22 protein-coding genes are annotated in these 22,043 nt (G+C 71.8%); 11 read left to right on the top strand and 11 right to left on the bottom strand.

What is annotated here, in order from left to right:
- Positions 1-36: 36 nt before the first annotated feature.
- On the bottom strand, positions 37-1,512 hold the full coding sequence (locus AC27IY_RS38090; RefSeq protein ID WP_487180969.1) for an SWIM zinc finger family protein: 1,476 nt from the start codon (positions 1,510-1,512) through the stop codon (positions 37-39).
- Positions 1,513-1,567: 55 nt separating this feature from the next.
- Between AC27IY_RS38090 and AC27IY_RS38085 the strand changes: the two genes are divergently transcribed.
- Positions 1,568-2,113, top strand: a complete 546-nt coding sequence (locus AC27IY_RS38085; RefSeq protein ID WP_423450721.1) for a cupin domain-containing protein — start codon at positions 1,568-1,570, stop codon at positions 2,111-2,113.
- Positions 2,114-2,139: 26 nt separating this feature from the next.
- Here AC27IY_RS38085 and AC27IY_RS38080 read toward each other — a convergent pair whose 3' ends face one another.
- Entirely contained in the window at positions 2,140-3,054 is a 915-nt protein-coding gene (locus AC27IY_RS38080; protein WP_487180968.1) for a sigma-70 family RNA polymerase sigma factor, read from the bottom strand.
- 118 nt (positions 3,055-3,172) lie between these two features.
- Between AC27IY_RS38080 and AC27IY_RS38075 the strand changes: the two genes are divergently transcribed.
- Positions 3,173-3,847, top strand: a complete 675-nt coding sequence (locus AC27IY_RS38075; RefSeq protein WP_487180967.1) for an HAD family hydrolase — start codon at positions 3,173-3,175, stop codon at positions 3,845-3,847.
- Here AC27IY_RS38075 and AC27IY_RS38070 read toward each other — a convergent pair.
- From AC27IY_RS38070 to AC27IY_RS38060, 3 genes are all read right to left on the bottom strand, one after another.
- Positions 3,840-4,370: a hypothetical protein gene (locus tag AC27IY_RS38070; RefSeq protein ID WP_487180966.1), complete on the bottom strand. Its 531-nt coding sequence runs from the start codon at positions 4,368-4,370 to the stop codon at positions 3,840-3,842. The two genes, AC27IY_RS38075 and AC27IY_RS38070, sit on opposite strands and share 8 nt — an antisense overlap.
- A 108-nt stretch (positions 4,371-4,478) precedes the next feature.
- The gene (locus AC27IY_RS38065) at positions 4,479-5,132 is read right to left on the bottom strand and encodes a CBS domain-containing protein (protein WP_423450725.1); all 654 of its coding nucleotides are present in this window, start codon (positions 5,130-5,132) and stop codon (positions 4,479-4,481) included.
- An 85-nt stretch (positions 5,133-5,217) separates the two neighbouring features.
- On the bottom strand, positions 5,218-6,090 hold the full coding sequence (locus AC27IY_RS38060) for a universal stress protein (protein ID WP_487180965.1): 873 nt from the start codon (positions 6,088-6,090) through the stop codon (positions 5,218-5,220).
- Positions 6,091-6,259: 169 nt separating this feature from the next.
- Between AC27IY_RS38060 and AC27IY_RS38055 the strand changes: the two genes are divergently transcribed.
- From AC27IY_RS38055 to AC27IY_RS38040, 4 genes are read left to right on the top strand one after another with little or no spacing between them, the layout of a single operon-like run.
- A complete protein-coding gene (locus AC27IY_RS38055; protein ID WP_423476618.1) occupies positions 6,260-6,859 on the top strand; it encodes a hypothetical protein in 600 nt (199 codons plus the stop codon).
- The gene (locus AC27IY_RS38050; RefSeq protein WP_344212010.1) at positions 6,856-7,125 is read left to right on the top strand and encodes a DUF1876 domain-containing protein; all 270 of its coding nucleotides are present in this window, start codon (positions 6,856-6,858) and stop codon (positions 7,123-7,125) included. The genes AC27IY_RS38055 and AC27IY_RS38050 overlap by 4 nt, the downstream gene beginning before the upstream one ends.
- Before the next feature lie 54 nt (positions 7,126-7,179).
- Entirely contained in the window at positions 7,180-8,052 is an 873-nt protein-coding gene (locus AC27IY_RS38045; protein WP_371249476.1) for a UTP--glucose-1-phosphate uridylyltransferase, read from the top strand.
- 31 nt (positions 8,053-8,083) lie between these two features.
- A complete protein-coding gene (locus AC27IY_RS38040) occupies positions 8,084-9,637 on the top strand; it encodes an aldehyde dehydrogenase family protein (protein ID WP_487180964.1) in 1,554 nt (517 codons plus the stop codon).
- 52 nt (positions 9,638-9,689) lie between these two features.
- On the opposite strand, the gene glnII is transcribed toward AC27IY_RS38040, so the two are convergent.
- The gene (gene glnII / locus AC27IY_RS38035) at positions 9,690-10,709 is read right to left on the bottom strand and encodes a glutamine synthetase (protein ID WP_423450731.1); all 1,020 of its coding nucleotides are present in this window, start codon (positions 10,707-10,709) and stop codon (positions 9,690-9,692) included.
- 137 nt (positions 10,710-10,846) lie between these two features.
- Between glnII and AC27IY_RS38030 the strand changes: the two genes are divergently transcribed.
- Positions 10,847-12,067, top strand: a complete 1,221-nt coding sequence (locus tag AC27IY_RS38030; protein WP_423450732.1) for a TerC family protein — start codon at positions 10,847-10,849, stop codon at positions 12,065-12,067.
- 30 nt (positions 12,068-12,097) lie between these two features.
- Here the strand turns inward: AC27IY_RS38030 and AC27IY_RS38025 are convergent, their stop codons facing one another.
- Complete coding sequence (locus AC27IY_RS38025; RefSeq protein WP_487180963.1) at positions 12,098-15,073, bottom strand: AAA family ATPase; 2,976 nt, start codon at positions 15,071-15,073, stop codon at positions 12,098-12,100.
- A 10-nt stretch (positions 15,074-15,083) separates the two neighbouring features.
- On the bottom strand, positions 15,084-15,761 hold the full coding sequence (locus tag AC27IY_RS38020; protein WP_487180962.1) for an LptM family lipoprotein: 678 nt from the start codon (positions 15,759-15,761) through the stop codon (positions 15,084-15,086).
- A 247-nt stretch (positions 15,762-16,008) separates the two neighbouring features.
- Here AC27IY_RS38020 and AC27IY_RS38015 point away from each other — a divergent pair, with 247 nt between their 5' ends.
- Entirely contained in the window at positions 16,009-16,344 is a 336-nt protein-coding gene (locus AC27IY_RS38015; protein WP_344212024.1) for a carboxymuconolactone decarboxylase family protein, read from the top strand.
- A 17-nt stretch (positions 16,345-16,361) separates the two neighbouring features.
- On the top strand, positions 16,362-17,111 hold the full coding sequence (locus AC27IY_RS38010) for an SDR family NAD(P)-dependent oxidoreductase (protein WP_344212026.1): 750 nt from the start codon (positions 16,362-16,364) through the stop codon (positions 17,109-17,111).
- A 105-nt stretch (positions 17,112-17,216) separates the two neighbouring features.
- On the opposite strand, the gene AC27IY_RS38005 is transcribed toward AC27IY_RS38010, so the two are convergent.
- On the bottom strand, positions 17,217-18,431 hold the full coding sequence (locus tag AC27IY_RS38005; protein ID WP_329574150.1) for an ABC transporter ATP-binding protein: 1,215 nt from the start codon (positions 18,429-18,431) through the stop codon (positions 17,217-17,219).
- Positions 18,432-18,612: 181 nt separating this feature from the next.
- Here AC27IY_RS38005 and AC27IY_RS38000 point away from each other — a divergent pair, with 181 nt between their 5' ends.
- Positions 18,613-19,668 (top strand): LacI family DNA-binding transcriptional regulator, encoded by a 1,056-nt coding sequence (locus AC27IY_RS38000; RefSeq protein WP_344212029.1) that lies wholly within the window; start codon positions 18,613-18,615, stop codon positions 19,666-19,668.
- Here AC27IY_RS38000 and AC27IY_RS37995 read toward each other — a convergent pair.
- Together AC27IY_RS37995 and AC27IY_RS37990 are read right to left on the bottom strand one after the other, a co-directional pair.
- Positions 19,637-20,815: a 2,5-dihydroxypyridine 5,6-dioxygenase NicX family protein gene (locus AC27IY_RS37995; protein WP_423450737.1), complete on the bottom strand. Its 1,179-nt coding sequence runs from the start codon at positions 20,813-20,815 to the stop codon at positions 19,637-19,639. The two genes, AC27IY_RS38000 and AC27IY_RS37995, sit on opposite strands and share 32 nt — an antisense overlap.
- Before the next feature lie 53 nt (positions 20,816-20,868).
- Positions 20,869-21,357 carry a glutathione peroxidase gene (locus tag AC27IY_RS37990; protein WP_344212033.1) on the bottom strand — a complete coding sequence of 163 codons (489 nt, stop codon included), beginning with the start codon at positions 21,355-21,357 and terminating at the stop codon, positions 20,869-20,871.
- A gap of 201 nt (positions 21,358-21,558) precedes the next feature.
- Here AC27IY_RS37990 and AC27IY_RS37985 point away from each other — a divergent pair, with 201 nt between their 5' ends.
- Positions 21,559-21,951 (top strand): aggregation-promoting factor C-terminal-like domain-containing protein, encoded by a 393-nt coding sequence (locus tag AC27IY_RS37985; protein ID WP_344212035.1) that lies wholly within the window; start codon positions 21,559-21,561, stop codon positions 21,949-21,951.
- Positions 21,952-22,043: the final 92 nt, after the last annotated feature.

Raw genomic sequence — 22,043 nt, 5'->3', positions numbered from 1 at the left:
CCCCCTCCCTCACTGCTCCCACCGGCCCTCGTACGCTCACAAGATCACCGCCGCGCCGTCGTCGTCCCAGGTGGTGAGGGGGCGCAGGCCCCGCGGCGTCCACTCGGCCGCCACCGTGAGCGGATGGCCGCCCGACACCGCGAGCAGTCGCCAGGGGTCGTGGGCGGCGGGGTGCAGCGGGAGCCCGCCGAGCGCGGTCCGCTCGGGGACGACGTCCGCCAGCACCACCGGCCACGACTCCACCCACGGGTCCTCCGCCACGGCGCGGGCGACCTCCTCCAGCGCCTCCTCGGGCGGGCCGCCGGGCGGTGGGCCGGCGGCGGGGACGGTGCCGTGCCGGTCGGCGACCAGGGCCCGCAAGGGGGCCGCGCCGGGGTAGAAGGCGACGTCGGCGTCGAGGGTGACGCCCGTGACCAGGGAGGCGTCCAGCGGCTGGCCCTGCGGCGCGAACGACAGCACCAGCGCGGCCCGCCCGCTCCGTCGCCCGCGCAGCCACACGCGGCGCGCGGTCAGGCGGTCCTGCACCTCGTCGCGGCGGCCCAGGACGTCCCAGTGGTCGCGGAGGGCCGGGCCGGCCAGCACCTCCTCCCGCGTGACGGGGAATCCGGCGCGGATGAGGACGGTACGGGCCAGCGGAGCGGGCAGCTCGGCGCGCCGCCGGTAGGCGACGGCGAGCAGGTTGATCAGCGCGTACTCGGCCAGCAGCCGGCCCGGCCAGTCGTCGCCCGCCCGCACCTGGGCCAGCCGCGACACCATGCCCGCGACGCCGGGGGCCTGCGCGTCGATGAGGCGCTTGGCCAGGCCGTCCCACTCGTGCTCGGCCGCTCCCGCGAGCCCCTGCCTGACCTGGTCGGCCAGCCACCGCTCCACCTCGGCCAGCCCCGCACCCACCCGCCCATGCCGCACCGACTCCGCCGCGGCGGGCTGCCGCGCCGGTCCCATCTCGACCCCATCGGCCTGCTGCCCCGGCCCTACCTCGGCCTCCTCGGCCTGCCGCCCTGCCCCGGCTTCGGCGGGCTGCCGCTCCGGCCCGGCCTCCGCCTTCTCGGGGCGTCGCTCCGGCCCCACCCCGACCCCATTGGACTGCTGCCCCACCCCGGCTCCGGCGCCGGCCGGCTGCCGTTCCGGCGCCAATTCGGGCTCGGTGGGGGGCTGCGCCGGAGATCGGGTGGAGGTGGCTCGGGCGGTGCGGGCGGTGAGCCACTCGGTGGCCCAGGCCGGGGCCTGGGTTCCCGCCGGGACGGCGTCACCCGCCCACAGCAGCAGCAGCCCCAGCGCGTGCTTGCAGGGGAACTTCCGGCTGGGGCAGGTGCAGCGGTAGGCGGGCTCGGTCAGGTCGACGCACGCCAGGTAGGGCGTGGCGCCGCTGCCGCGGCACGCGCCGTAGAGAAGCGCGCCGGCCACGCCGCGCACCTGCCATTTCCCCGGCGACGCCACGCCCTGCGCGGCCTTGCGGGAGGCGGCGTCGGGGGCGAGGGCGAGCACCTGATCACGGCTCCACCGTTCGATCACCCGTCGCAGACTAGCCACTCCGACCGACATTTCGCGGCCCCCTAGACTCGGCCGGGTGGAGCTCAAGACCTATCCCGACGGGCCGTCCGTCCACGTCGCCGACGAGGCCGCCGCGCTGGCCGCCGGCCTGCCCGGACAGCTCGTCCTCGACGGCACCCGCTTCCTGCGCAGGGACGTCACCGGCGCCCCGGTCGCGTTCGTGGAGCGCCCGCCCGTGGCCGCCGCCCTGGACCTTCTCCCCCACCCGGAGGGCGGGTGGTTCAGGGAGACCTGGCGTACGGGGGTGACGTTCGAGCCGCCCGGCTACGCCGGTCCCCGCGCCACCGCGACCGGCATCTACTTCCTGCTCAACCCGGGCGAGGAGTCCGTGCCGCACGCGGTGAAGTCGGACGAGGTCTGGCTGTGGCACCGGGGCGGGCCGCTGGAGCTGACGATCGGCGAGCGCACGGTCGTCCTGGGGCCGCGGGTCGAGGACGGCGAGGTCCCGCAGGCCGTCGTCCCCGGCGGCGTCACGCAGTCGGCCCGGCCGGCGGCCGGCGAGCCGGTGCTGGTGAGCTGCGTCGTCTCGCCGGGCTTCGACTTCGCTGACTTCACGGCCTGACGCCGCCGAGGCCCGGACGCGCCGATTCAGCCGATCCAGGCCGTCAGGCCCGCCCTCGTGCCGCGCCGGCACAGGCGGGCCAGCGACTCGCGTTCGAGCTGGCGCACCCAGTGCGGGGTCACGCCCATCCGGTCGGCGATCTGGCGGGGGGTGTGCTCGTCCTGGCCGTCCAGGCCGTAGCGCATCCGTACGATCATCGCCTGGCGCGGCGCCAGCCCGGCCACCAGCGCCGTCAGCACGTCCTTCAGCGCCTCCCGCTCGGCGCTCTCCACGGGCGCCGGTCCGCCGGGGTCCTCGACGAGGTCGCCGGGCGCCAGGTCGAGGCTGACGCAGCCCTGGGAGATCCGCCGCAGCAGGACGAGCTTGGCGGGCTTCTCGCCGAGGTGGGCGGCCAGCTCGTCCTCGGTGGGGGTGCGGCCGAGGCGCTGCGTGACGGCGCTCTCGGCCCGCGACAGCCTGCCGAGCTCGTCCTGGACGCCGATCGGCAGCCGCACGGTGTGCGCGTACTCCAGTCCTTGCTGGATGTACTTGCGGATCCACCAGGTGGCGCAGGTGGCGAAGCGGTGGCCGCGGGTGTGGTCGAAGCGTTCGACGGCCTCCATGAGGCCCAGGTTGCCGTCCTGGACGACGTCGGCCCAGGACATGCCGCGGTAGGCGTACCGCTTGGCGACGGAGACCACGAGGCGCAGGTTCGCCCGGATGAGGTGCTCCCGCGCGGCCCGGCCGTCGGCGGCCAGCTCCTCCAGGCCGGGCCGCGCGTCGCCGGCGGCGAGCAGGCGGGCGGCGGACCTGCCGGCCGCGACGCGCCCGGCCAGCGCGACCTCCTCCTCGGCGGTCAGCAGCGGCGTGCCGCCGATGCGGGCCAGGTAGTCGCCGAGCCGGTCGGCCTGCGGCCCGGTGTCGTGTGCCGTAAGGGAGCCGTCGGACCCCACCATGCTCATCACAGCCTCCTGATCACTCCGGCTCCCATGACATCGCCGGGGCGGGCGGCGGGCCCAGCGGCGAAAGTCCTTTTCGTGAGGGACCTCCGGGCATGTACGCGGCCGTAGGCTGGCGGGCATGTCGCCGCTCGTGCTCTTCGACCTGGACCGGACCCTTCTCGACCTGGACACGGCGGTGGCCGGATGGGCCGCCGAGCTGGCGGAGGAGCGGAAGCTCGGGCCGGAGGCGGCCGGGCTGATCACGGCGCTGGACGCCGAGGCGGGTGCGGACCGGGCGCGGTTCTTCGCGGGGGTGCGGCGGCGGTTCGGGCTGCCCGAGCCGGCGGCCGAGCTGTGGGAGGCGTTCCGGCGGCGGCTGCCGTACCTGGTGGACTGCTATCCGGGGGTCCGCGAGGCGCTGGCCGAGCTGCGCGCCGGCGGCTGGCGGGTGGGGATCGCCACGAACGGCTCGGGCGAGCGCCAGCTCGCCAAGATCCGGCGGACGGGGCTGGACGCGCTGATCGACGGTTACGCGATCTCCGGCGCGGAGGGCGTGCACAAACCGGCGGCGGAGCTGTTCGCGATCGCGGCCCGGCGCTGCGGGGCGGACCTGGCGGCCGGGGGCTGGATGGTGGGCGACGACCCGGCCACGGACGTCACGGGCGCGAGGGCGGCCGGGCTGCGCAGCGTGTGGATCGACCACGGCGTCTGGCCGGTGGACGCGAACGTGGCCGACCATGTGGTCGGCCACGTTCTGGCGGGTGTGTCTGTTCTGCGGGAAGCCGGTTCCGGGGCGGGCGGTCCGGCTACCTGAGCCACGCGTGCTCGCGGACGATCCGCAGGTTGCCGAGGCCGAGGGTGGCGCCGGCGTCGGCGAGGGCCAGACCGACGAGGACGATCGCGTAGATGATGTGCTCGTCCATGAACGGGTTCGTGGTGAGGGGCAGCTCGGCCGCCCACATGAGCACCAGCATCAGGGTCCCGGCGACGGCGGCGATCCGCGTGCCGACCCCGAGGACGAGCGCGGCGCCGACGCCGAGGAGGCCGAGCATGAACAGCCAGTCCACCCAGACCTGTCCGGCCAGCGCGGTGAACAGGCCGCCGAGGGCGTTCTCGCCGGTGCCCTTGAGGAAGCCGGTGGTGGGGCTGCCGCCGTTGATCCAGGCCTTGGCCGCCGGGGTGGCGAAGCCCCAGCCGAAGGTCTTGTCCAGGAAGGCCCACAGGAAGACCCAGCCGAGGGCGACGCGGGCGGCGGCCCAGACGTAGTCCACGGGGCGGCGTGCGCTTTCGGTGGCGACGTTGGCCCGGGTGGCGTGCTTGCTGGCGGTGGCGGTCATGACGGCGTCCTTTCGGGGAGATCGCGTCGATTTCCGGTATCTCAAGGACATCGCTTCACCCGGTTCTGACGCAGAGCCGTACGACCCGCCTGGCGGGGCCTTTGGTCCTCAACCCGGCGGCATGGCCACGAGGTCGTCCACGGCGCAGCGCACGTCCGCGACCACGTCGATGACGCCCTCCACCGCGCGCAGCCGCTCCACGAGCGCGATCACCTGCGAGCGCCGTTCGGCCTCGCCCGCGACGCGCACCACGCCCCGGTCGATCTCGACCGTGTACGCCCCCCGCTCGGGCAGCACGGCCCGCACGTCGGCCGCCAGCTCCTCGCCCGGCCGGGTGAAGACGCGCAGCACGTCCCGCTGGTGGAGGGTGCCGACGATCCTGCCGGTGTCCGGGTCGACCACGGGGAGCTGCTTGACGCGCCTGTCGTGCATCAGCCGGGCCGCCACCCGCACCGGGTCGCGGGGCGTGACGGTGATCGCCGGCGAGGTCATGAGCCGGGCGGCCGTGACCGCCGCCGCCTTCTCGTGCTCCGCCCGCTGCCGGTGCGACTCGTACATCGAGACGCTGTGGCGCACCTGGTCGGTCTCCTTCATGAGGAGATCGTCCGCGGTGACCACGCCCACGGGACGCCGCTCGGCGTCGATGACGGTGACGGCGCCGACCGCGAACCGCCTCATCGCGGCCACGATGTCGGCGAACGACGCGTCCTGCCTGACGGCGATGGCCACCCGTCCCATGAGGTCCTTGACTTCGATGGTCATGCTCTTCCCACCTCGCTTTCCCCTCCCACGCTCCGCTACCCGCGGGCGTGCCCGTCACCGGCGAACGTCCCGTGCCGGTGGTGGCTTAAGTCCTCTGCGCGGGGACGTCCGCTCTCGGAGCCCGTACGACGGCGACCGTGCAGCGGGCGTGGTGCAGGACGCCCCGGCTGACCGAGCCGAGCACCGCCGCGCCGAACGGCCCGCGCCCGTGGGAGCCGACCACCACCAGGTCGGCCTCGGCGGAGGCCGCGGTGAGCGCGTCCACCGGGTGGGCGAACCTGACGGTCTCCTCGACCTCCAGGTGCGGATAGCGCTCGCGGAAGGCCCGCAGCCGCTTCTGGACGACCCGGTGCCGGCCGGCGCGCACCTCGTCGAGGTCGCGGGCGATCTCCGGCGCGAAGGCGTGCACCACCTGGAGGGCGCTGCCGCGCAGGTCCGCCTGCTGGAAGGCGTAGGCGAGCGCAGGCTCCGACGTCGGCGAGTCGTCCACGCCGGCCACGATCCTGCCCTGCCGGGGCCGTCGTTCGCCGCGTACGACGACGACGGGGCAGCGCGCCTGCCCGGCCACTTGGGCGCTGACGGAGCCGAGCAGCGTCCCGGCGAAGCCGCCGAGCCCCCGGCTGCCGAGCACGATCTCGTCGGCCCGCTCCGCCTGCTCGCGCAGCACGGCCACGGGCGAGCCCTCGAGGTCCCGCGTCGTCACCTCGACCGAGGGCTGCCGCTCGCGCGCCAGGGCGACGGCCTCACGCAGCACCCGCTGCCCCTCACGGACCAGCGTGTCGCCGCCGACGCCGCCCCCGATGCCGCCCCTGGAGCCGCCGGACCTGTCCACCTGGTACGGCGAGCGGTCCACCGCGTGCACGATCCGCAGCGGCAGGTGCGCGCGGAAGGCGTCCGCGGCCGCCCAGTCCACCGCCGCCCGCGCGGTCATCGATCCGTCCACACCCACCACGATCATGATGGCCTCCTCTCGTCCTTCCATCGCAGCGCGCGGGCGGGTGCAGGGCGCAGGGCCGGAGGTCCATCAGGCGGGGGCCGAAGGACCTCCGCACGCCCACCCGAACGTCCGCGCCACCACCGCCCTTCGGCACTGGCCGCCGTCAAGGGGCAGAACGGACACTGAAGACATGAGAGGTTTCTCCAACCCCCGGCCCTTCTGGTGGGCGGCCGTGCCGGTCGCGTACCTGCTGCTCGTCCGTCCCCGGCTGCTGCGCTGGGGCGCGACCCGCGAGGAGGCCCGCGCGGCGCTGCCGGGCGACGAGCTGGTGACGCACCCGCACGTCGTCGCGACCCGCGCCGTCACGATCGAGGCACCGCCGGAGGCGGTGTGGCCGTGGCTGGCGCAGGTGAGCGGCCCGGACGAGCGCTTCGCGCCGGAGCCGGGGAAGCTCGAGGTCGGCGACCTGCTGCCGGCCAAAGGCGACGACGTGGGCTACCGGGTGACGCAGGCGGAGCCGGACCGGCTGCTGGTGCTGTCGATCCGCGCCTTCCACGTCACGCTCGCGTGGACGATCGCGCTGCGCGACCTCGGCGAGGGGCGCACGCGGCTGGTGTCGCGGCAGCGGATCCGCTGCCGCCCGGGCGTGCCGGGCCTCGTCTATCTGCTGCTGTCGCAGTCGGCCGACTTCCTCGCCGTACGCGGCCGGCTGGCCGCCGTGAAGGCGCTGGCCGAACGCGAGTTCCGGCGGAGTTTCCTCGAGCCGCGGGTGGGCAGCCGGGTGCCATGAGAGCGAAAGAATGGAACGTACGCCTGGAGCTGACCGAGGACGGCGACGACACCTCGGCGCGGGCGGAGCTGGTGACCGACGCCGGTGTCGAGGTGACGGGTCAGGGGCGGGCGCGACGCAACCCGTCGGACCCGTCGGTGCCGCTGATCGGCGACGAGCTGGCGGCCTCGCGGGCCCTCGCCGACCTCGCGGAACAGCTGGCGCTGACCACGCGGAAGGACATCGCGAGCTCGGCCGAGACGTCCGCACCGAACCGTTCGTGGTGATTTCGTCATGAAATGATCCCGGTGACGTGCCCACACCTCGCGAAGGAGATCGACGTGGTGCGCAAAGCCGTGATCCCGGTGGCCGGTCTGGGCACGAGGCTGCTGCCTCTGACCAAGGCGCTGCCGAAGGAGATGCTGCCGATCGGCGACAAGCCCGTCATCGAGCACACGATCAGGGAGCTGGTGGAGTCGGGCATCGACGACATCACCATCGTCACCTCCTCACGCAAGGAGCTGGTCCAGCGGCACTTCGCGCCCGACGCCGACCTGGAGGCGCAACTGGCCGCGGCCGGCAAGGACGAGCTGGCGGCGGCGATGGCCGAGCTGTCGTCGCTGGCCCACATCACGTACCTGTACCAGAACGGCCCCTACGGCAACGGCACGCCGGTGCTCAACGCCGCCCGCGTCATCGGCGACGAGCCGTTCATGGTGCTGTGGGCCGACGACGTGTTCGTGGCCGAGGTGCCGCGCGCCCGGCAGCTCAAGTCCGCCTACGAGGCGACGGGGGCCCCGGTGCTGGCCCTGATGCCGATGGCGGTCGAGGACGCCTCCCGCTACGGCGTCCCCGTGGTCGAGGAGGATCTCGGCGGCGGCCGGCTGCGCATCTCGGGGCTGGTGGAGAAGCCGCGCCCGGAGGAGGCCCCGTCCCGTTACGCCGCCATCGGCGGCTACGTCGTCACCCCGGGCGTGGTGGCGGAGCTGGAGGCCGCCACCCGCCGCTGGCACGAGCATCCCGAGGGCGAGATCTACCTCACCGACGCCCTGCACCGTCACGCCGCCGCCGGCAACCCGGTCTACGGGCAGGTCATCGACGGCACCTGGTGGGACACCGGCACTCCGCTCAACTACCTGAAGGCGCAGTTCGCCGCCGCGCTCGCCGATCCCGCCTACGGGCCGGAGCTGCGTAAATTGGCTCAGGAGGGCTAGCGTCTACCGCAACACTTACGGAGGAGGCCCGGTGAGCCGACAAATCATGTCCGTCGTGGGCGGCAAGGAGGCCGCGAGCACGGCCACGTACGACTCGACCAACCCGGCCAGGCCGGCCGAGGTCGTGGCGCGGGTCGGCCTGGCGGACGCGGCCACGTTCGCCGCCGCCTGCCGCACCGCGGCGGAGGCGCAGCGCGAGTGGGCGAAGGTGCCGGCGCCGGTGCGCGGCCGGGTGATCGCCTCGATCGGGCGGCTCGTGGAGGCCAACGCCGAGGCGCTGGCCCGGCTGGTGACCGAGGAGATCGGCAAGCCGTACGCGGAGGCGCTGGGCGAGGTCCGCGAGATCGTCGACACCTGTGACTTCTTCCTGGGCGAGGGCCGCCGGCTGTACGGCCAGACGGTGCCGTCGGAGATGCCGGACAAGAACCTGTTCACCTTCCGCAACCCGGTCGGCGTGGCGGCGGTCATCACGGCGGGCAACTTCCCGGTGGCCGTCCCCTCGTGGTATCTCGTCCCGGCCCTGCTGTGCGGCAACGCGGTGGTGTGGAAGCCCGCCGAGTACGCCGCCGCCTCCGCCCACGCCATGTTCCAGCTCTTCACCGCGGCGGGCCTGCCCGACGGCGTGCTCAACGTGCTCTTCGCGGACGGCGCGGAGACGTTCGCGGGCCTGGAGCGGGCGCTCGGCGAGGGCACCGTGCACAAGGTGGGCTTCACCGGCTCCAGCGAGGTCGGGCGGCGCATCGGCGAGCTGACCGGCCGGCACCTGCAGTCGGCCTGCCTGGAGCTGGGCGGCAAGAACCCCATGGTGATCATGCCGGACGCCGACCTCGACCTCGCCGCCGAGGGCGCGCTGTTCTCCGGCTTCGGCACCGCGGGCCAGCGCTGCACCAGCCTCGGCACGGCGATCGTGCACGAGAGCGTCCACGACGCGTTCGTCGAGCGGCTGGTGCGGGCGCTGGCGGCCGCCACCGTCGGCGACCCCACCGGTGACGTGCTGGCCGGACCGCTGCTCGACCGCAAGTTCGCCGACCGCTACGAGGAATACCTCACCTGGATCCAGCCGCACCACACGGTGGTGTCGGGGCCTGTCGGGCGCATCACGAAGGACAACCCGCGCGGCGGCTTCGACGGCGGCGAGGGCCTCTACTACCACCCGGTGGTCGTGGACGGCGTACGTCCCGGCGACAGGCTGTTCATGGAGGAGACGTTCGGCCCGATCGTGGGCGTCACGACCTTCGCCACCCTGGACGAGGCCGTCGAGCTGGCCAACCTGCCCGGCTACGGGCTGTCCAGCTCGATCTACACGAGCGACGCGCGGAGCGCCTTCCGCTTCCGCGAGGGCGTCTCGGCCGGCATGGTCAGCGTCAACAACTCCACCTCCGGGGCCGAGGCGCACCTGCCGTTCGGCGGCAACGGCAAGTCGGGCAACGGCAGCCGCCAGTCGGGCATGTGGGTGCTCGACCAGTTCACCCGCTGGCAGGCGATGAACTGGGACCACTCGGGCCGGCTGCAGAAGGCGCAGATGGACGTCGCGGAGATCGTCCCCGACCTGGACTTCCGGCTCGCCGAGACCCGCCTGCCCTGAGCGCGCGAAAAGGGGGCTCCCGCCCGGCGGGAGCCCCCTTTCACGTCTGGGATCAGACCTGGCCGGCCTTCTCCAGCGCCGCGCAGCAGGTGTTCACCAGCAGGCGGGTGACCACGTACGGGTCGACGTTGGCGTTGGGGCGGCGGTCCTCGATGTAACCCTTCCTGTCCACCTCGACCTGCCACGGGATGCGCACCGACGCGCCGCGGTCGGAGACGCCGTAGGTGTACTTGTTCCACGGGGCGGTCTCGTGGTGGCCGGTGAGGCGGAGCTCGATGTCGGCGCCGTACTGGCGCACGTGCTCCATCGGCTTGTCGCCCTCGCCGAGGGCCTCGCAGGCGGTGATGATGGCGTCGTAGCCCTCACGCATGGCCTTGGTCGAGAAGTTGGTGTGGGCGCCGGCGCCGTTCCAGTCGCCGCGGGCGGGCTTGGCGTCGAGGGTGGCCTCCACGCCGAACTCCTCGGCGGTCCGGTAGAGCAGGTAGCGGGCGACCCACAGGTGGTCGGCGACCTCGATCGGGCCCGCCGGGCCGACCTGGAACTCCCACTGGCCGGGCATGACCTCGGCGTTGATGCCGGAGATCTTCAGGCCGGCGGCGAGGCAGCGGTCGAGGTGCAGCTCGACGATCTCGCGGCCGAACACGGCCTCGGCGCCCACGCCGCAGTAGTAGTGGCCCTGCGGGGCGGGGAAGCCGCCCTCGGGGAAGCCGAGCGGGCGGCTGCCCTTGAAGAAGGTGTACTCCTGCTCGATGCCGAACCAGGACTCCTGGTCGGCGAACTGCTCGGCGATCGGACGCAGCAGGGCGCGGGTGTTGCTGGCGTGCGGCTCGCCGTTGGTCTCCTCGACCTCGCACAGCACGAGCTTGTGGTCGCCGCCGCGGATCGGGTCGGGACACGTGAAGACAGGGCGGAGCACGCGGTCGGACGCGTGGCCCTGGGCCTGGTTGGTGCTGGAGCCGTCGAAGCCCCACACCGGCGGCTCGACCCCGTCAGCCACGATCCTGGTCTTCGAACGCAGCAGGGCGGTGGGCTCGGTGCCGTCGATCCAGATGTACTCAGCCTTGTAGCTCACGGTGGTCCCTTTCACGTCTCTTCCAGCCACGCCGAGTCTTGCGGACGGCCGTTTCCCGCTTTTTGCCCGAATGTGAACGCCGTGTTAAGGCGCAGGCAGCCTCATAGGAAGGTCACGGGAGGCATAACCAGCGGAAGGTGGGACAGACGTTACTCATGAGCGTCTCGCCGCTGGTCTGGGGTCTCACGATCGCCGGGATCGTCGCGCTGCTGCTGTTCGACTTCTTCTTCCACGTGCGCAAGGCGCACATCCCCTCGCTGCGCGAGGCGTCGCTCTGGTCGGCCCTGTACGTCGGCATCGCCCTCGTCTTCGGCGCCGGCGTGTGGTTCTTCGGCGGCTCCGACCCCGGCGCCGAGTACTTCGCCGGTTACGTGACGGAGAAGGCGCTGTCGGTCGACAACCTCTTCGTCTTCCTCGTCATCATGTCGAGCTTCAAGGTGCCGCGCGCCGACCAGCAGAAGGCGCTGCTGTTCGGCATCGTGTTCTCGCTCGTCGCGCGGACGCTGTTCATCCTGCTGGGCGCGGCCCTGATCAACACCTTCGCCTGGGTGTTCTACCTGTTCGGCCTGATCCTGCTGCTCACCGCGGGCAACCTGCTCAAGCCCGAGAGCGAGGAGAGCCACTCCCCCGACAACCTCATGGTGCGCCTGGCCCGCCGGGTCTTCCCCGCGACGGACGTCTACGACGGCGACCGGCTGTTCACCGTCAAGGACGGCCGGCGGGTCATGACCCCGATGCTGCTGGTGATGATCGCCATCGGCGGCACCGACATCCTGTTCGCGCTCGACTCGATCCCCGCGATCTTCGGCCTCACCCAGAACGTCTACATCGTCTTCACCGCCACCGCGTTCTCGCTGCTGGGGCTGCGCCAGCTCTACTTCCTCATCGACGACCTGCTCGACCGGCTGATCTACCTGGCCTACGGCCTGGCCGTCATCCTGGGCTTCATCGGGGTCAAGCTGATCCTGCACGCGCTGCACGAGAACAACGTGCCGTTCATCAACGACGGCGAGCCCGTGCCGGTCGTCGAGATCAGCACCGGCCTGTCCCTGATAGTGATCATCGCCGTCCTGCTGGTCACCGTGGTCGCCTCGCTGGCCAGCCCGAAGGGCCGGGCGCAGAGCACCGTCTCGGCCGCGCGCCGCTACACCCAGGAGTACCTGGAGGTCGAGCACGACCCGAAGCGGCGGGCGGAGCTGTTCGCGAAGGTGTGCGCCAAGGAGCGGGACCTGCGGGAGCTGCCGGAGAAGTACCGCAGGCGCATCCGCGAGGAGGACAAGCTGCTGGCGCTGCTGCGCCGGGTCCACGAGGAGCACGACCGGCACCAGGAACGCGAGGAGCGCGACCGGAGCCGCTGAAGGCTCCGGCCGCGCTCCTCAGGCCCGCGGTCAGGTACGGCCGTCGCGCCCGTTGCCGTTCCCGTTGCCGTCGTAGCCGAGCAGCCGCAGCGCGGTGTCCGGGTCCATGGCGGCGGCGAGGAGCTGCGCCCGCGCGTGCGCCTCGTCGCGCTCTCGCTCGGCCTTCGCCTGGGCCGCGCGGACGCCCTTGACCGCGACCAGCGCGAGCCCGCCGCCCACGATGACCGCGACGATCACCACGAACAGCACCAGCAGCAGCCCCGGCGAGGCGATCCCCGGGGAACCGGCGGCGTTGAACAGGTTGCCGCCCGCGCCCGTCACGGCCAGCGCGGCGATGACGGACAGCACGACCAGGCCGAGCAGGCTGGCGACGACCAGCCACACCCTGCCCGCGGCCCGGCGTCCCCGCGAGGGCTCCGGCACGGTGGCCGCCGGCCCGACCACCACCGGCGCCGCCGGCGCGGGCGGCCGCTGCTCGGCCGCCCACGGCACGAACTCCGGCCGCTCGGCGCCCTCCCCCAGGGCTGCGGGAGGTGGGATCGGGGACGGCACGATCACCGGGGGCGGGGGCGGGGGTCCGATCTGGACGGCCGTCGCGACGGTGCCCCCCGCGTGGGCCGTCGCCGCCGGGACGGGCGCGCGGGCCGGGCCCGGCAGCTCGCGCTCGACCCGGCTGTGCTCCCGGTGCGCCCGCGCCGCCTCCGCGTGGTACTCCTCCAGCTCCTCGTAGAGCGTGTCGGAGGCGTAGACGGTGCCGTCGACGAGCGGCCCGGGCTCGCGCCGGATGATCGCCACGACGTCGTCGCCGTTGAGCGTCTTGTGCGTCTCCAGCGCGTGCGCCACGCAGAGCACCTCCCTGCGGTGCTCGCGCAGCAGCTCCTCGGTCTGCTCCAGCAGCCGTACCAGGTTGAACTCGATCCGCTCCCCCAGCACGTCGGGGGTGAGGTCGGGCTCGCGCCTGGCCGGCTCCCTGTCGGTGATGCCGATGCCGCCGCCCCCGCCGGCCGGGCGCTTGCGCACGGCCTTGCCGCCCAGGATCTCCAGCTCCTGGAGCGCGGGCAGCGAGGTGACGCCCGATCCCATGCCCCAGTACGACTCCATCATGGCCGTCAGGTAGGTCGCCGAGAACAGGTCGCCGGAGACGCCGGAGGAGTTGTCCTCGCCGAAGAACATGCGCTCGCCGGCCAGCGACGCCAGCGACACCATGATGTCGGCCTCGTGCTCGGACTTCCACCGGGTGAACTGGTCCTCGGGCTTGATCGAGGCGACCATGCCGAGGTAGTCGGCGCCCTTCTCGATGGTGGCGATGTCGATCTCCAGGTGGAACCTGGTCGCGTACGCCACCACGGCGTGACAGGCCTCGTGCACGGCGACCGCGTGCCGCTCGCGCTCGATGTACTCGACGTCCTCGGGCGGGCCGAGCTGCTTGAGCCGTTTGGCGCGCAGCACGTCGGACCAGGTGATGATCTCCCGGCCGTCGCGGATGGCGGTGATCAGTGACTCGTTGACCAGGTCCTTGATCGTGGCGCCCGTCGCGTACGGGGTGATGGTGGCGAGCTTGTCGATCTGCTCCGGGGTGAGCTCGTGCCAGACCTTGTCGAAGTAGCCCTGGTAGGTGCGCACTCGCCCGGCCTTGGACGGATAGCCGACCTTGTAGATGCGGTCGATGCGGCCGGGCCGCAGCAGCGCCTCGTCGAGCGCGTCGGGCCGGTTGGTGGCCATCATGACGAGGATGCGGTATTTGGGCGGCGGCTTGGGCCGCATGCCGAGCAGCCGGCGGACGAACCGGTTGAAGAAGCCGCGCGGTTTCTTGAGCCCGGACAGCTCGGTGAGCAGCGCCTGGAGGGTGCCCGGGTCGCCGCCGCCCATCATGCCGCCGCCCATCATGAAGCGCTCGCGCCCGCCGGGCTCGTCGCGCTCCTCGTGCCGGGAGCGGAAGGTGAGCATCTGCCTGGTCGGCTCCGACAGGTAGCCGAAGCCGTGGCAGCCGTGCGCGTCCGTCATCGCGGAGAAGCCGCCGCCGGGCACGTTGGGCCCCTGCTGGGCGAGCCGGCCGCGCTTGCCGAGCGAGTCGGCCTCGTCGAAGAAGACGATGACGCCGCCGTAGCGGAGCGCCAGCTTGCGCAGCTTCCTGAACAGCGTCTTGACCTTGAGGATGCCGATGCCCATGAACATGTTCGTGAACGCGCCCGGGTCCACGAACACGTACGGCTTGCCGGTCTCGCCGGCCACGGCCTCGGCCATGAGGGTCTTGCCGGTGCCGGGCGGGCCCCACAGCAGCAGGCCGCTGGGGACGTACCCGCCGCGCCGCTCGATCTCGTCGGGCCGTTCCAGGAAGACGATGTTCTCGCGGACCCGCTCGACCACGTGGTCCTGCCCCCAGACGTCGTTGAAGCGGGTCTTGATGTCGTCGGGGAAGTACGTCTCCACGCCGCCGCGCGACAGGAACCAGAACAGGCCGACGAACTGGATGATGACGAAGAAGAACAGGAAGACGATCTGGAGGAAGAACGGCAACGCCTGCCAGATCAGCGCGGGCGCCTGCATGAGCGCGGCGAACGGGCTGACGTCCAGCACCGCCCCTAGCACCAGGGCGACCAGCGCGACCAGGAAGGCGATCTTGAGCGCGCGGGAGAGCCGGTAGCGCGTCCAGTCGTCGAAACGCCGGTGCGTCCACCGCTCGAAGCCGCCGAAGACCTTCTGGCTCCAGAACCGGTGGTAGCCGGACCAGTGCTCGCTGACGAGGAAGTGCAGCTGACGCACGAGCTCGACGCCCAGCAGCCAGAAGATCCAGGGGTAGGCGTTCGCGATGGACCGGGCCGCGTCGGGGAAGGTGGTGACGCCCTCGTAGTCGGCCATCACCTTCCAGGTCAGGACGAGGTAGGCGAGCACCAGGGCGATGAGGAACTTGCTCCGGTCCCAGAACTGCATCTTCTTCCTGGTCACGGATTCGGGATCGGAGGGCCCGCTGCCGGGTGCGCGCAGCCCTTCAAGGTGATTGGTCAATGGTGCTCCCTCATCCAGGCAGCCGGAGCAGCTTGAAGGAACTCGCGATCCTGTCGAACTCGTCGGCGCGCCGCCGGTAGCAGGTCGTCTGGCAGGCGATGAGCATGACGGAGACCGTGTCGCCCTTCTCGCCGAGGATGGCGGTGTGGTCGAAGGTCTGGACGTCCGCGCCGATCTGGTAGTTGAACCGCACCCGTACGCCCTTGGCGCCTCCGCCGAGGATCAGGACCTGGTCGTCGAGGAGCTCGAAGTTCCTGAAGACCGGCGGCTGCCCGGTGGCGGCGGCCTGCTGCGCGTAGAGCTCGCGCACTTGCTCGGTGACCGGCAGCACGAAGTCGCGCAGCCGGTTGAGCGAGATGCCGTCGCGCTGCTCCTCGGTGAGCTGGTGCACGGTGGCGTAGACGAAGGGGTCCTTGGAGCCCAGCAGATGGTCGACCGAGGGGGCGGCCGACTGGTCGAAGGCCGTCGACCAGACCCGCTGGGCCCGCAGCGCCGCCGCCGCCGAGCCCGGGTGGTCGCCCGACAGATACTGCTCGATGGGGTTGGCGTCGAGTTGCTTGAACGAGGACGGCACCTTGAAGTATGTCGTCCCGTCGCGGTCACGGACGTAGGTGAACTCCGGCTGCCCGCAGGCGGACAGCAAGGTCACCGTCACCATGAGCGCGATCAAAGCCCGTGTCTTGGTCACCAGGGCTTACCTCCGGTTTACGGACCGACGGAGTTGTTGTGCCCGCTTTGCAGAGGGAATGAGCCCGCGACGGAATGAGAAATCTTGACCAAATCTTGCCCGGCTCTTGGCTCGATTTGTTACAGATCCGCCCGAGAGGCGGAGTCTCCGGTGGCGTCGGGGTCACTACAACGTTCATGCAACCCCCATTGGTTCAATCCAGGAAGTAGCGAAAGATATGAGGATCCCTATCGACCCGGAGCTCGTGATGACGGAACCCGCAATGCAGATCGTCGACTCCTTCGGCATGATGGCCGAGCGCCGGTTCGCCGACGTGTGGGCGAGGACCGTCCTGCCGGTCAGGGAGCGAAGGATGCTCCTCCTCGGATTGCTCGTCGGCCAGGGTCTGGACGATCAGGTGGAGATCCATCTGGACGCCGCGCTCCGCACCGGCGAGCTCACCGAGACGGAGCTGCGCGAGGTGGTCGTGTTCCTGTCCCACTACGCCGGCTGGGCGCGGGGAGCGCGCCTCAACGACCAGGTGGAGAGCCTGATCGAACGCGCCGGCCGGCCCCGCTCCGGTGCCGCGGGGCACGCGGGGTAGGCGTTAGGGTTGCGGGCATGCCCACCGCTCTGATCACCGGCGCCACCGCGGGCCTCGGCGCCGCCTTCGCCCGCCGCCTGGCCGCCGAGTCCTTCTCGCTCGTCCTGGTCGCCCGTGACGAGGCCCGCCTCACCGAGACCGCCGGCCAGCTCAAGCTGAGGTACGGCGTGAGCGTCGAGGTGCTGCCCGCCGACCTGACGACGGAGGAGGGCCTGGCGGCGGTCGAGTCGCGCGTCCGCGACGGCGTCGATCTGCTGGTCAACAACGCCGGTTTCGGCAACCGCGGCCATTTCCCCGAGGTGCCGGTCGCCGACGAGGTGCGCATGCTGCGGCTGCACTGCGAGGCGGTGCTGCGGCTCACCCTGGCCGCGCTGCCCGGCATGCGCGAGCGCGACCGGGGCGCGATCGTCAACGTCGCGTCGGTGGCGGCGTTCTTCACGCGGGGCACCTACAGCGCGTCCAAGGCGTGGGTGGTCAACTTCAGCGAGTCGGCCGCGAACGAGGTCGGCAACCCGCGCATCAAGATCATGGCGCTCTGCCCGGGGTTCGTGCGCACCGAGTTCCACCAGCGGGCCGGCATGGACACCAACGGCATCCCGGGCTTCCTGTGGCTCAGGGCCGACGACGTGGTCCGCGAGGGGCTGCGCGACCTGGCGCTGGGCAAGCGGGTGTCCGTGCCCGACCCGCGCTACAAGGCGATCGTGGCGGTCGGCCGGCTGGTGCCGCGCGGCCTGCAGCGCTACGTCTCCTCCCGCATCGGCCGCTGACGGCCCCGAATGAGAACGGGCCCCCGCCGCGGGAGGGGGTCGCGGTGGGGGCCCAACGGCCGTGAGCCAAGCTCACGGCCGGGATTCAGGAGACGGGAAGCCCGCTCAGCGGTTGGCCTCGTGGCCGATGGACAGGCCGGAGGTCGTGTCGAAGAAGTGCAGGTTGTGCGTGTCGACGACCAGGTCGAGGCTCTGGCCGGAGCGCGCGTGGCTGCGGGCGTTGACGCGGGCGGTCCACAGCGACTTGTCGCCGGCCAGCGGCAGCGTCGCCTCCTCGTCGTCACCGGTGTCGGCGGCGGCGACGGTGTCCTTGTGCTCGACCGGCGGGGCGTCGATGAGGAACAGCACGTTGATCTCGGAGCCCAGCTCCTCGGTGACCTCCACGCGGACCGGCAGGGTGGCCCAGCCGTTGGCGTGGTTGCCGGCCGAGTTCGCGTCCTCGAAGTCGGACGGGCGGATGCCGAGGATGATCTTCTTGCCGACGTACTGGTCGAGGCCCGGCTTGTCGGTGAAGGTGGAGTCGGGGATGGGCAGCTTGTAGCCGGCGAAGGCCACGGCGGCGCCGCCCTCGTCGCGGACCAGCTCGGCGGTGACGAAGTTCATCGCCGGGGAGCCCATGAAGCCCGCCACGAACAGGTTGACCGGCTTGTCGAACAGGTTCTGCGGGGTGTCGACCTGCTGGAGGATGCCGTCGCGCAGCACGCAGACGCGGTCGCCGAGGGTCATGGCCTCGACCTGGTCGTGGGTGACGTACACGGTGGTGACGCCGAGGCGCTCGTGCATCTGGTTGAGCGAGGCGCGCATCGAGACGCGCAGCTTGGCGTCGAGGTTGGACAGCGGCTCGTCCATGAGGAAGGCCTGCGGCTCACGCACGATCGCGCGGCCCATGGCGACACGCTGGCGCTGACCACCGGAGAGGGCGGCCGGCTTGCGCTTGAGGTACTGCTCCAGGCCGAGCATCTTGGCGGCCTCGTTGACGCGCTTCTGGATCTCCGGCTTCGGCATCTTGCGCAGCTTGAGACCGAAGGCGAGGTTCTCCTCGACCGTCATGTGCGGGTAGAGCGCGTAGTTCTGGAAGACCATCGCGATGTCGCGGTCCTTCGGCGGCAGGTGGTTGACCACCTTCTCGCCGATGGAGATCTCGCCCCCGCTGATGTCCTCAAGGCCGGCGATCATCCGGAGCGCGGTCGACTTACCGCAACCGGACGGGCCGACCAGCACCATGAACTCGCCGTCCTTGATCTCAAGGTTGAGTCCGTTCACGGCCTTCACGCCACCGGCGTAGATCTTGTCGACGTTGCTCAGAACGATGGATGCCATGACAGTCCTTCGTGCTCCAGGGCGCGTTGAAGCCCGGATTGGTAGCGTGTCCCCACGTACGTGGATACGTTTTCAAACATCTCACCGGAAAGGGTGATCCGTGTCAAGAGTTCCCGTGTGACCAGGCGTTGGCAGCATGCGTAGCTTCCCTCTTCGCGGAAACCATGATGGAATCGTTTCCATGGAGAAGCGGGCGACCATCAAGGATGTGGCCGAGGCGGCCGGCGTGGGCGTCGCGACCGTCTCCAGGGTGCTGTCCGGCGGCTCGGCCAGCCCCCGCACGCGGGAGCACGTGCTCGCCGTCGCCGCGCAGCTCGACTACCGGCCGAGCGCGCTCGGCCGCAACCTGCGCCAGCGCCGCACCGGCGGCATGGGCCTGCTCGTCCCCGACCTCACCGACACCTTCTACGGCCAGCTCGCCGAAGGCGTGCTCGCCTGCGCCCGCTCGACCGGCGAGCCCGTGGTGGTCGGCTCCACGGGCGACGACCCCGAGCAGGAGTCGGAGCTGATCGGGATGCTGCTGGAGCAGAGCGTGGACCGGCTGATCGCGGTCCCCACGGGCGACGCCGAGACCTGGGCGCCGGCCGTACGGGCGGGGATGACGGTGGTCTTCGCCGACCGCCTGCCCGCGCGGCCAGCCGAGGAGGAGCAGCAGGACGCGGTGGACGACCTCATGCGCCTCGACGGCCTGATCCCCGCCGCGCGCCCGCGCCCGCCGGAGGTGCCGTCGGTGCTGGCCGACGACCGCGCCGGCATCCGCACCGCCGTGCGCTACCTGCGCGGCCTCGGGCACCGGCGCATCGCCTTCCTCGGCGGCCCCGGGCACGACCGGAGGGTGGCGGCCTTCCGCGAGGCGGTGGGCGCGCCGGTGGACGAGGAGCTGGTGGTCTTCGCCACCGGCAGCCGCGACTCCGCCTACGCGGCGGCCTCCGGGCTGTTCCAGAGCCGTCCCGACCTGACGGCCGTGGTGGCCGGGGGCAACGTGCTCGGCGAGGCGGCGGTGCTGGCGGCCAGGGAGCTCGACCTGCGGGTGCCCCGGGACGTCTCGCTCGTCATGTACGACGACGTGCCGTGGGCCGAGCTCTGCTCCCCGCCGCTCACGGTGATCGCGCAGCCGGGGCGCGACATGGGCTACCGGGCCGCCGAGCTGGTGCTGCGTCCTGGCGGCCGACGGCCGCGCACGGTGGTGCTGCCGACCGAGCTGATCATCCGGGGAAGCTGCGGCCCGCGCCGCTGACCGGCTCCGCACCCGTGTCCGTCACGGCTCCGGTGTAGCGGCGCGGCAGGATCATCGTCGGGTTGTCGTCCAGGATGACCTCCGGCGGCCCGAACCGCGCCGCCACCTCCCTGATCTCCGGGTCGTCGAGCAGCAGCAGCCGCCCCCGCTCGATGAACAGCTCGCCGTCCACCACCATCGTCGGCCGGTCCACCTGGATGTCGCAGTGGGCGAAGCCGGGCCCGCTGGTGACCGGCACGCCGTCGGTCAGCCCGTCGAGGCCGCAGTAGAAGGCGCCCGCGTGCTTCTCCCGCTCGAACTGGGTGCCGCCCGCCACGCGTACTTTCGGGTTGAGCCCGAGGAGGCCGTGGCGCATGTAGAAGCCGCCGGGCGCGTAGCGGCGGAGCTGCTCGGCCCCCATGCCGCCCTCGATCTTGCGGACCAGGTTGCCCTCCAGCGTGACGCGCAGCGGCTCCTCGGGCACGCCGGTGACCGTGGAGTCCTCGATGACGATCACGCCCTCGGTGTCCGTGGGCCAGAAGTTGGCGCCGCCGTACGGGAAGGGCCGCCAGTCCCCCGGCCGCATCGCCCCCGGATCGGGGTCGAAGGTGAACCCCGAGTAGGTCACGTCGGTGCCCCGCTCGCTGGTCACCCGGATCGAGCGGGCCGGTGACAGCCGCTCCAGCGTCCGCCGCAGCAGGGCGTAGAAGACCTCGGCGGGCAGCCGGCCGCCGGTGAGCAGCGCCCCTGCGGTGGCCGTCATGTGCAGCGACAGCCAGCGCGAGGGGCGGGCCTTGATCTGGTCGAAGAACAGCGGGGCCGTGTGCACCTCGCCCCACCACGTCCCGGCGATGATGACGTCGGCCTCGCGGAAGGCGGCGGTCTCGATGGTGAGCGGCGCCTCCCTGTCCCATCCGCCGGCGCTGAACGGCGGCACCGACAGGATCCGCACGTCCGCGTCACGGAACGCGGCCGCCGCCGCGAACGCCTGCACCACGACCGGGTCGACGGCGTGCTCCATCATGAGCAGCACCCGCTCCCCTGCCCGCAGCCGCAGGTAGTCCAGCGCGTTACGGACGCCGGGCATCAGCTCGACGATCGAGTAGGGCGCGGCGGCGGGTTCGGCGGCGTATCCGACGTGGGCTCCTGCGTACGGGTTGCTCGTCATGGGTCACCGATACCCCGCAGCGGAAATCGCGTACCGTAACCGGACGATCTCTCTCAGCTCAGGAGCTTGTCGATGGCCGAGGTGACGGCCGGGTCCTCCGGCGTGGTGCGGGGGCGGAAGCGGGCGACCGGGGCTCCCTCGCCGTCGACCAGGAACTTCTCGAAGTTCCACTGCACGTCGCCGGCCTCGCCCTCGGCGTCGGCGAGCTGGGTGAGCTCCGCGTAGAGAGGGTGCCGGCCGGGGCCGTTGACCTCGGTCTTGGCGAGGAGCGGGAAGTCCACGCCGTACGTCGTGGCGCAGAAGGTCTGGATCTCCTCGGCCGAGCCCGGCTCCTGCCCGGCGAACTGGTTGCACGGCACGCCGATGACGGTGAGGCCGCGCGGGCCGTACTGCTCCTGGAGCTTGACCAGGCCGCTGTACTGCGGCGTCAGGCCGCAGCGCGAGGCGACGTTGACGATGAGGGCGGGGCGGCCCGACGTGAGCTCGCGGAGCGTGGTCGGGGCGTCGGCGAGCGTGCGGAGCGGGATGTCACTGAGGCTCATGATCCGACGATACAGAACCCCGCTCGGCGGTCGGTCCGCCCGAAATGTGACGCAGACCTCATTTAGCTGACAAAACCCCTGGACAGCGAGACACAGCCACCTTTACTAACGATCTACTCTTTCATGGTCAATTCGCAACGAAAGGTGCTTATCGGGCAGGGTGACGCGGTCCATGTCACCTTCGAAAGGGAATCCATGCCCATGCTCCGCCGTACCGGCGTCCTCGTCCTGACCGCCACCCTGGTGGCGGCGGGCGGCGCCTCGGCCGCACAGGCGCAGAGCTCCCAGACGAGCAGCAGCAGGAACAAGTCGATCGCCAAGCCCATGGTGGCCGCGCGCGGCTGGAACAGCGTCCAGTTCAGGTGCCTGGAGCGGCTCTGGGCCCGCGAGAGCGGGTGGAACCACCGGGCCGCGAACGGCTCCGGCGCCTACGGCATCCCGCAGGCGCTCCCCGGCGTCAAGATGTCCTCATCGGGCCGCGACTGGCGCACGAACCCCCGCACCCAGATCAAATGGGGCCTCGGATATATCAAGCAGCGATACGGCACGCCGTGCGGCGCGTGGGGACACTTCCTCTCCCACAACTGGTACTGACCCAAACCCCAGGATTGTCCGCACTTTGCGGCAAGACCTCGTCAGTGCCGCGACCGGCCCGGCAATACCGGCCCAGCGAGGCCGCCTTTTAT

The organism is Nonomuraea sp. B208, assembly GCF_057536035.1.
This window is presented reverse-complemented; position numbering and strand designations above follow the sequence as displayed.

Excerpts from the sequence above, each read along its gene's own strand:
- AC27IY_RS38000 (WP_344212029.1), top strand. The coding sequence starts at position 18,613 with ATGGAGAAGCGGGCGACCATCAAGGATGTGGCCGAGGCGGCCGGCGTG.
- AC27IY_RS38075 (WP_487180967.1), top strand. The coding sequence starts at position 3,173 with ATGTCGCCGCTCGTGCTCTTCGACCTGGACCGGACCCTTCTCGACCTG.
- AC27IY_RS38065 (WP_423450725.1), bottom strand. The coding sequence starts at position 5,132 with ATGACCATCGAAGTCAAGGACCTCATGGGACGGGTGGCCATCGCCGTC.
- AC27IY_RS38070 (WP_487180966.1), bottom strand. The coding sequence starts at position 4,370 with ATGACCGCCACCGCCAGCAAGCACGCCACCCGGGCCAACGTCGCCACC.
- AC27IY_RS38015 (WP_344212024.1), top strand. The coding sequence starts at position 16,009 with ATGACGGAACCCGCAATGCAGATCGTCGACTCCTTCGGCATGATGGCC.
- AC27IY_RS38010 (WP_344212026.1), top strand. The coding sequence starts at position 16,362 with ATGCCCACCGCTCTGATCACCGGCGCCACCGCGGGCCTCGGCGCCGCC.
- AC27IY_RS38050 (WP_344212010.1), top strand. The coding sequence starts at position 6,856 with ATGAGAGCGAAAGAATGGAACGTACGCCTGGAGCTGACCGAGGACGGC.
- AC27IY_RS38080 (WP_487180968.1), bottom strand. The coding sequence starts at position 3,054 with ATGAGCATGGTGGGGTCCGACGGCTCCCTTACGGCACACGACACCGGG.
- AC27IY_RS37995 (WP_423450737.1), bottom strand. The coding sequence starts at position 20,815 with ATGACGAGCAACCCGTACGCAGGAGCCCACGTCGGATACGCCGCCGAA.
- AC27IY_RS38005 (WP_329574150.1), bottom strand. The coding sequence starts at position 18,431 with ATGGCATCCATCGTTCTGAGCAACGTCGACAAGATCTACGCCGGTGGC.
- AC27IY_RS37985 (WP_344212035.1), top strand. The coding sequence starts at position 21,559 with ATGCTCCGCCGTACCGGCGTCCTCGTCCTGACCGCCACCCTGGTGGCG.
- AC27IY_RS38060 (WP_487180965.1), bottom strand. The coding sequence starts at position 6,090 with ATGATCGTGGTGGGTGTGGACGGATCGATGACCGCGCGGGCGGCGGTG.
- AC27IY_RS37990 (WP_344212033.1), bottom strand. The coding sequence starts at position 21,357 with ATGAGCCTCAGTGACATCCCGCTCCGCACGCTCGCCGACGCCCCGACC.
- AC27IY_RS38055 (WP_423476618.1), top strand. The coding sequence starts at position 6,260 with ATGAGAGGTTTCTCCAACCCCCGGCCCTTCTGGTGGGCGGCCGTGCCG.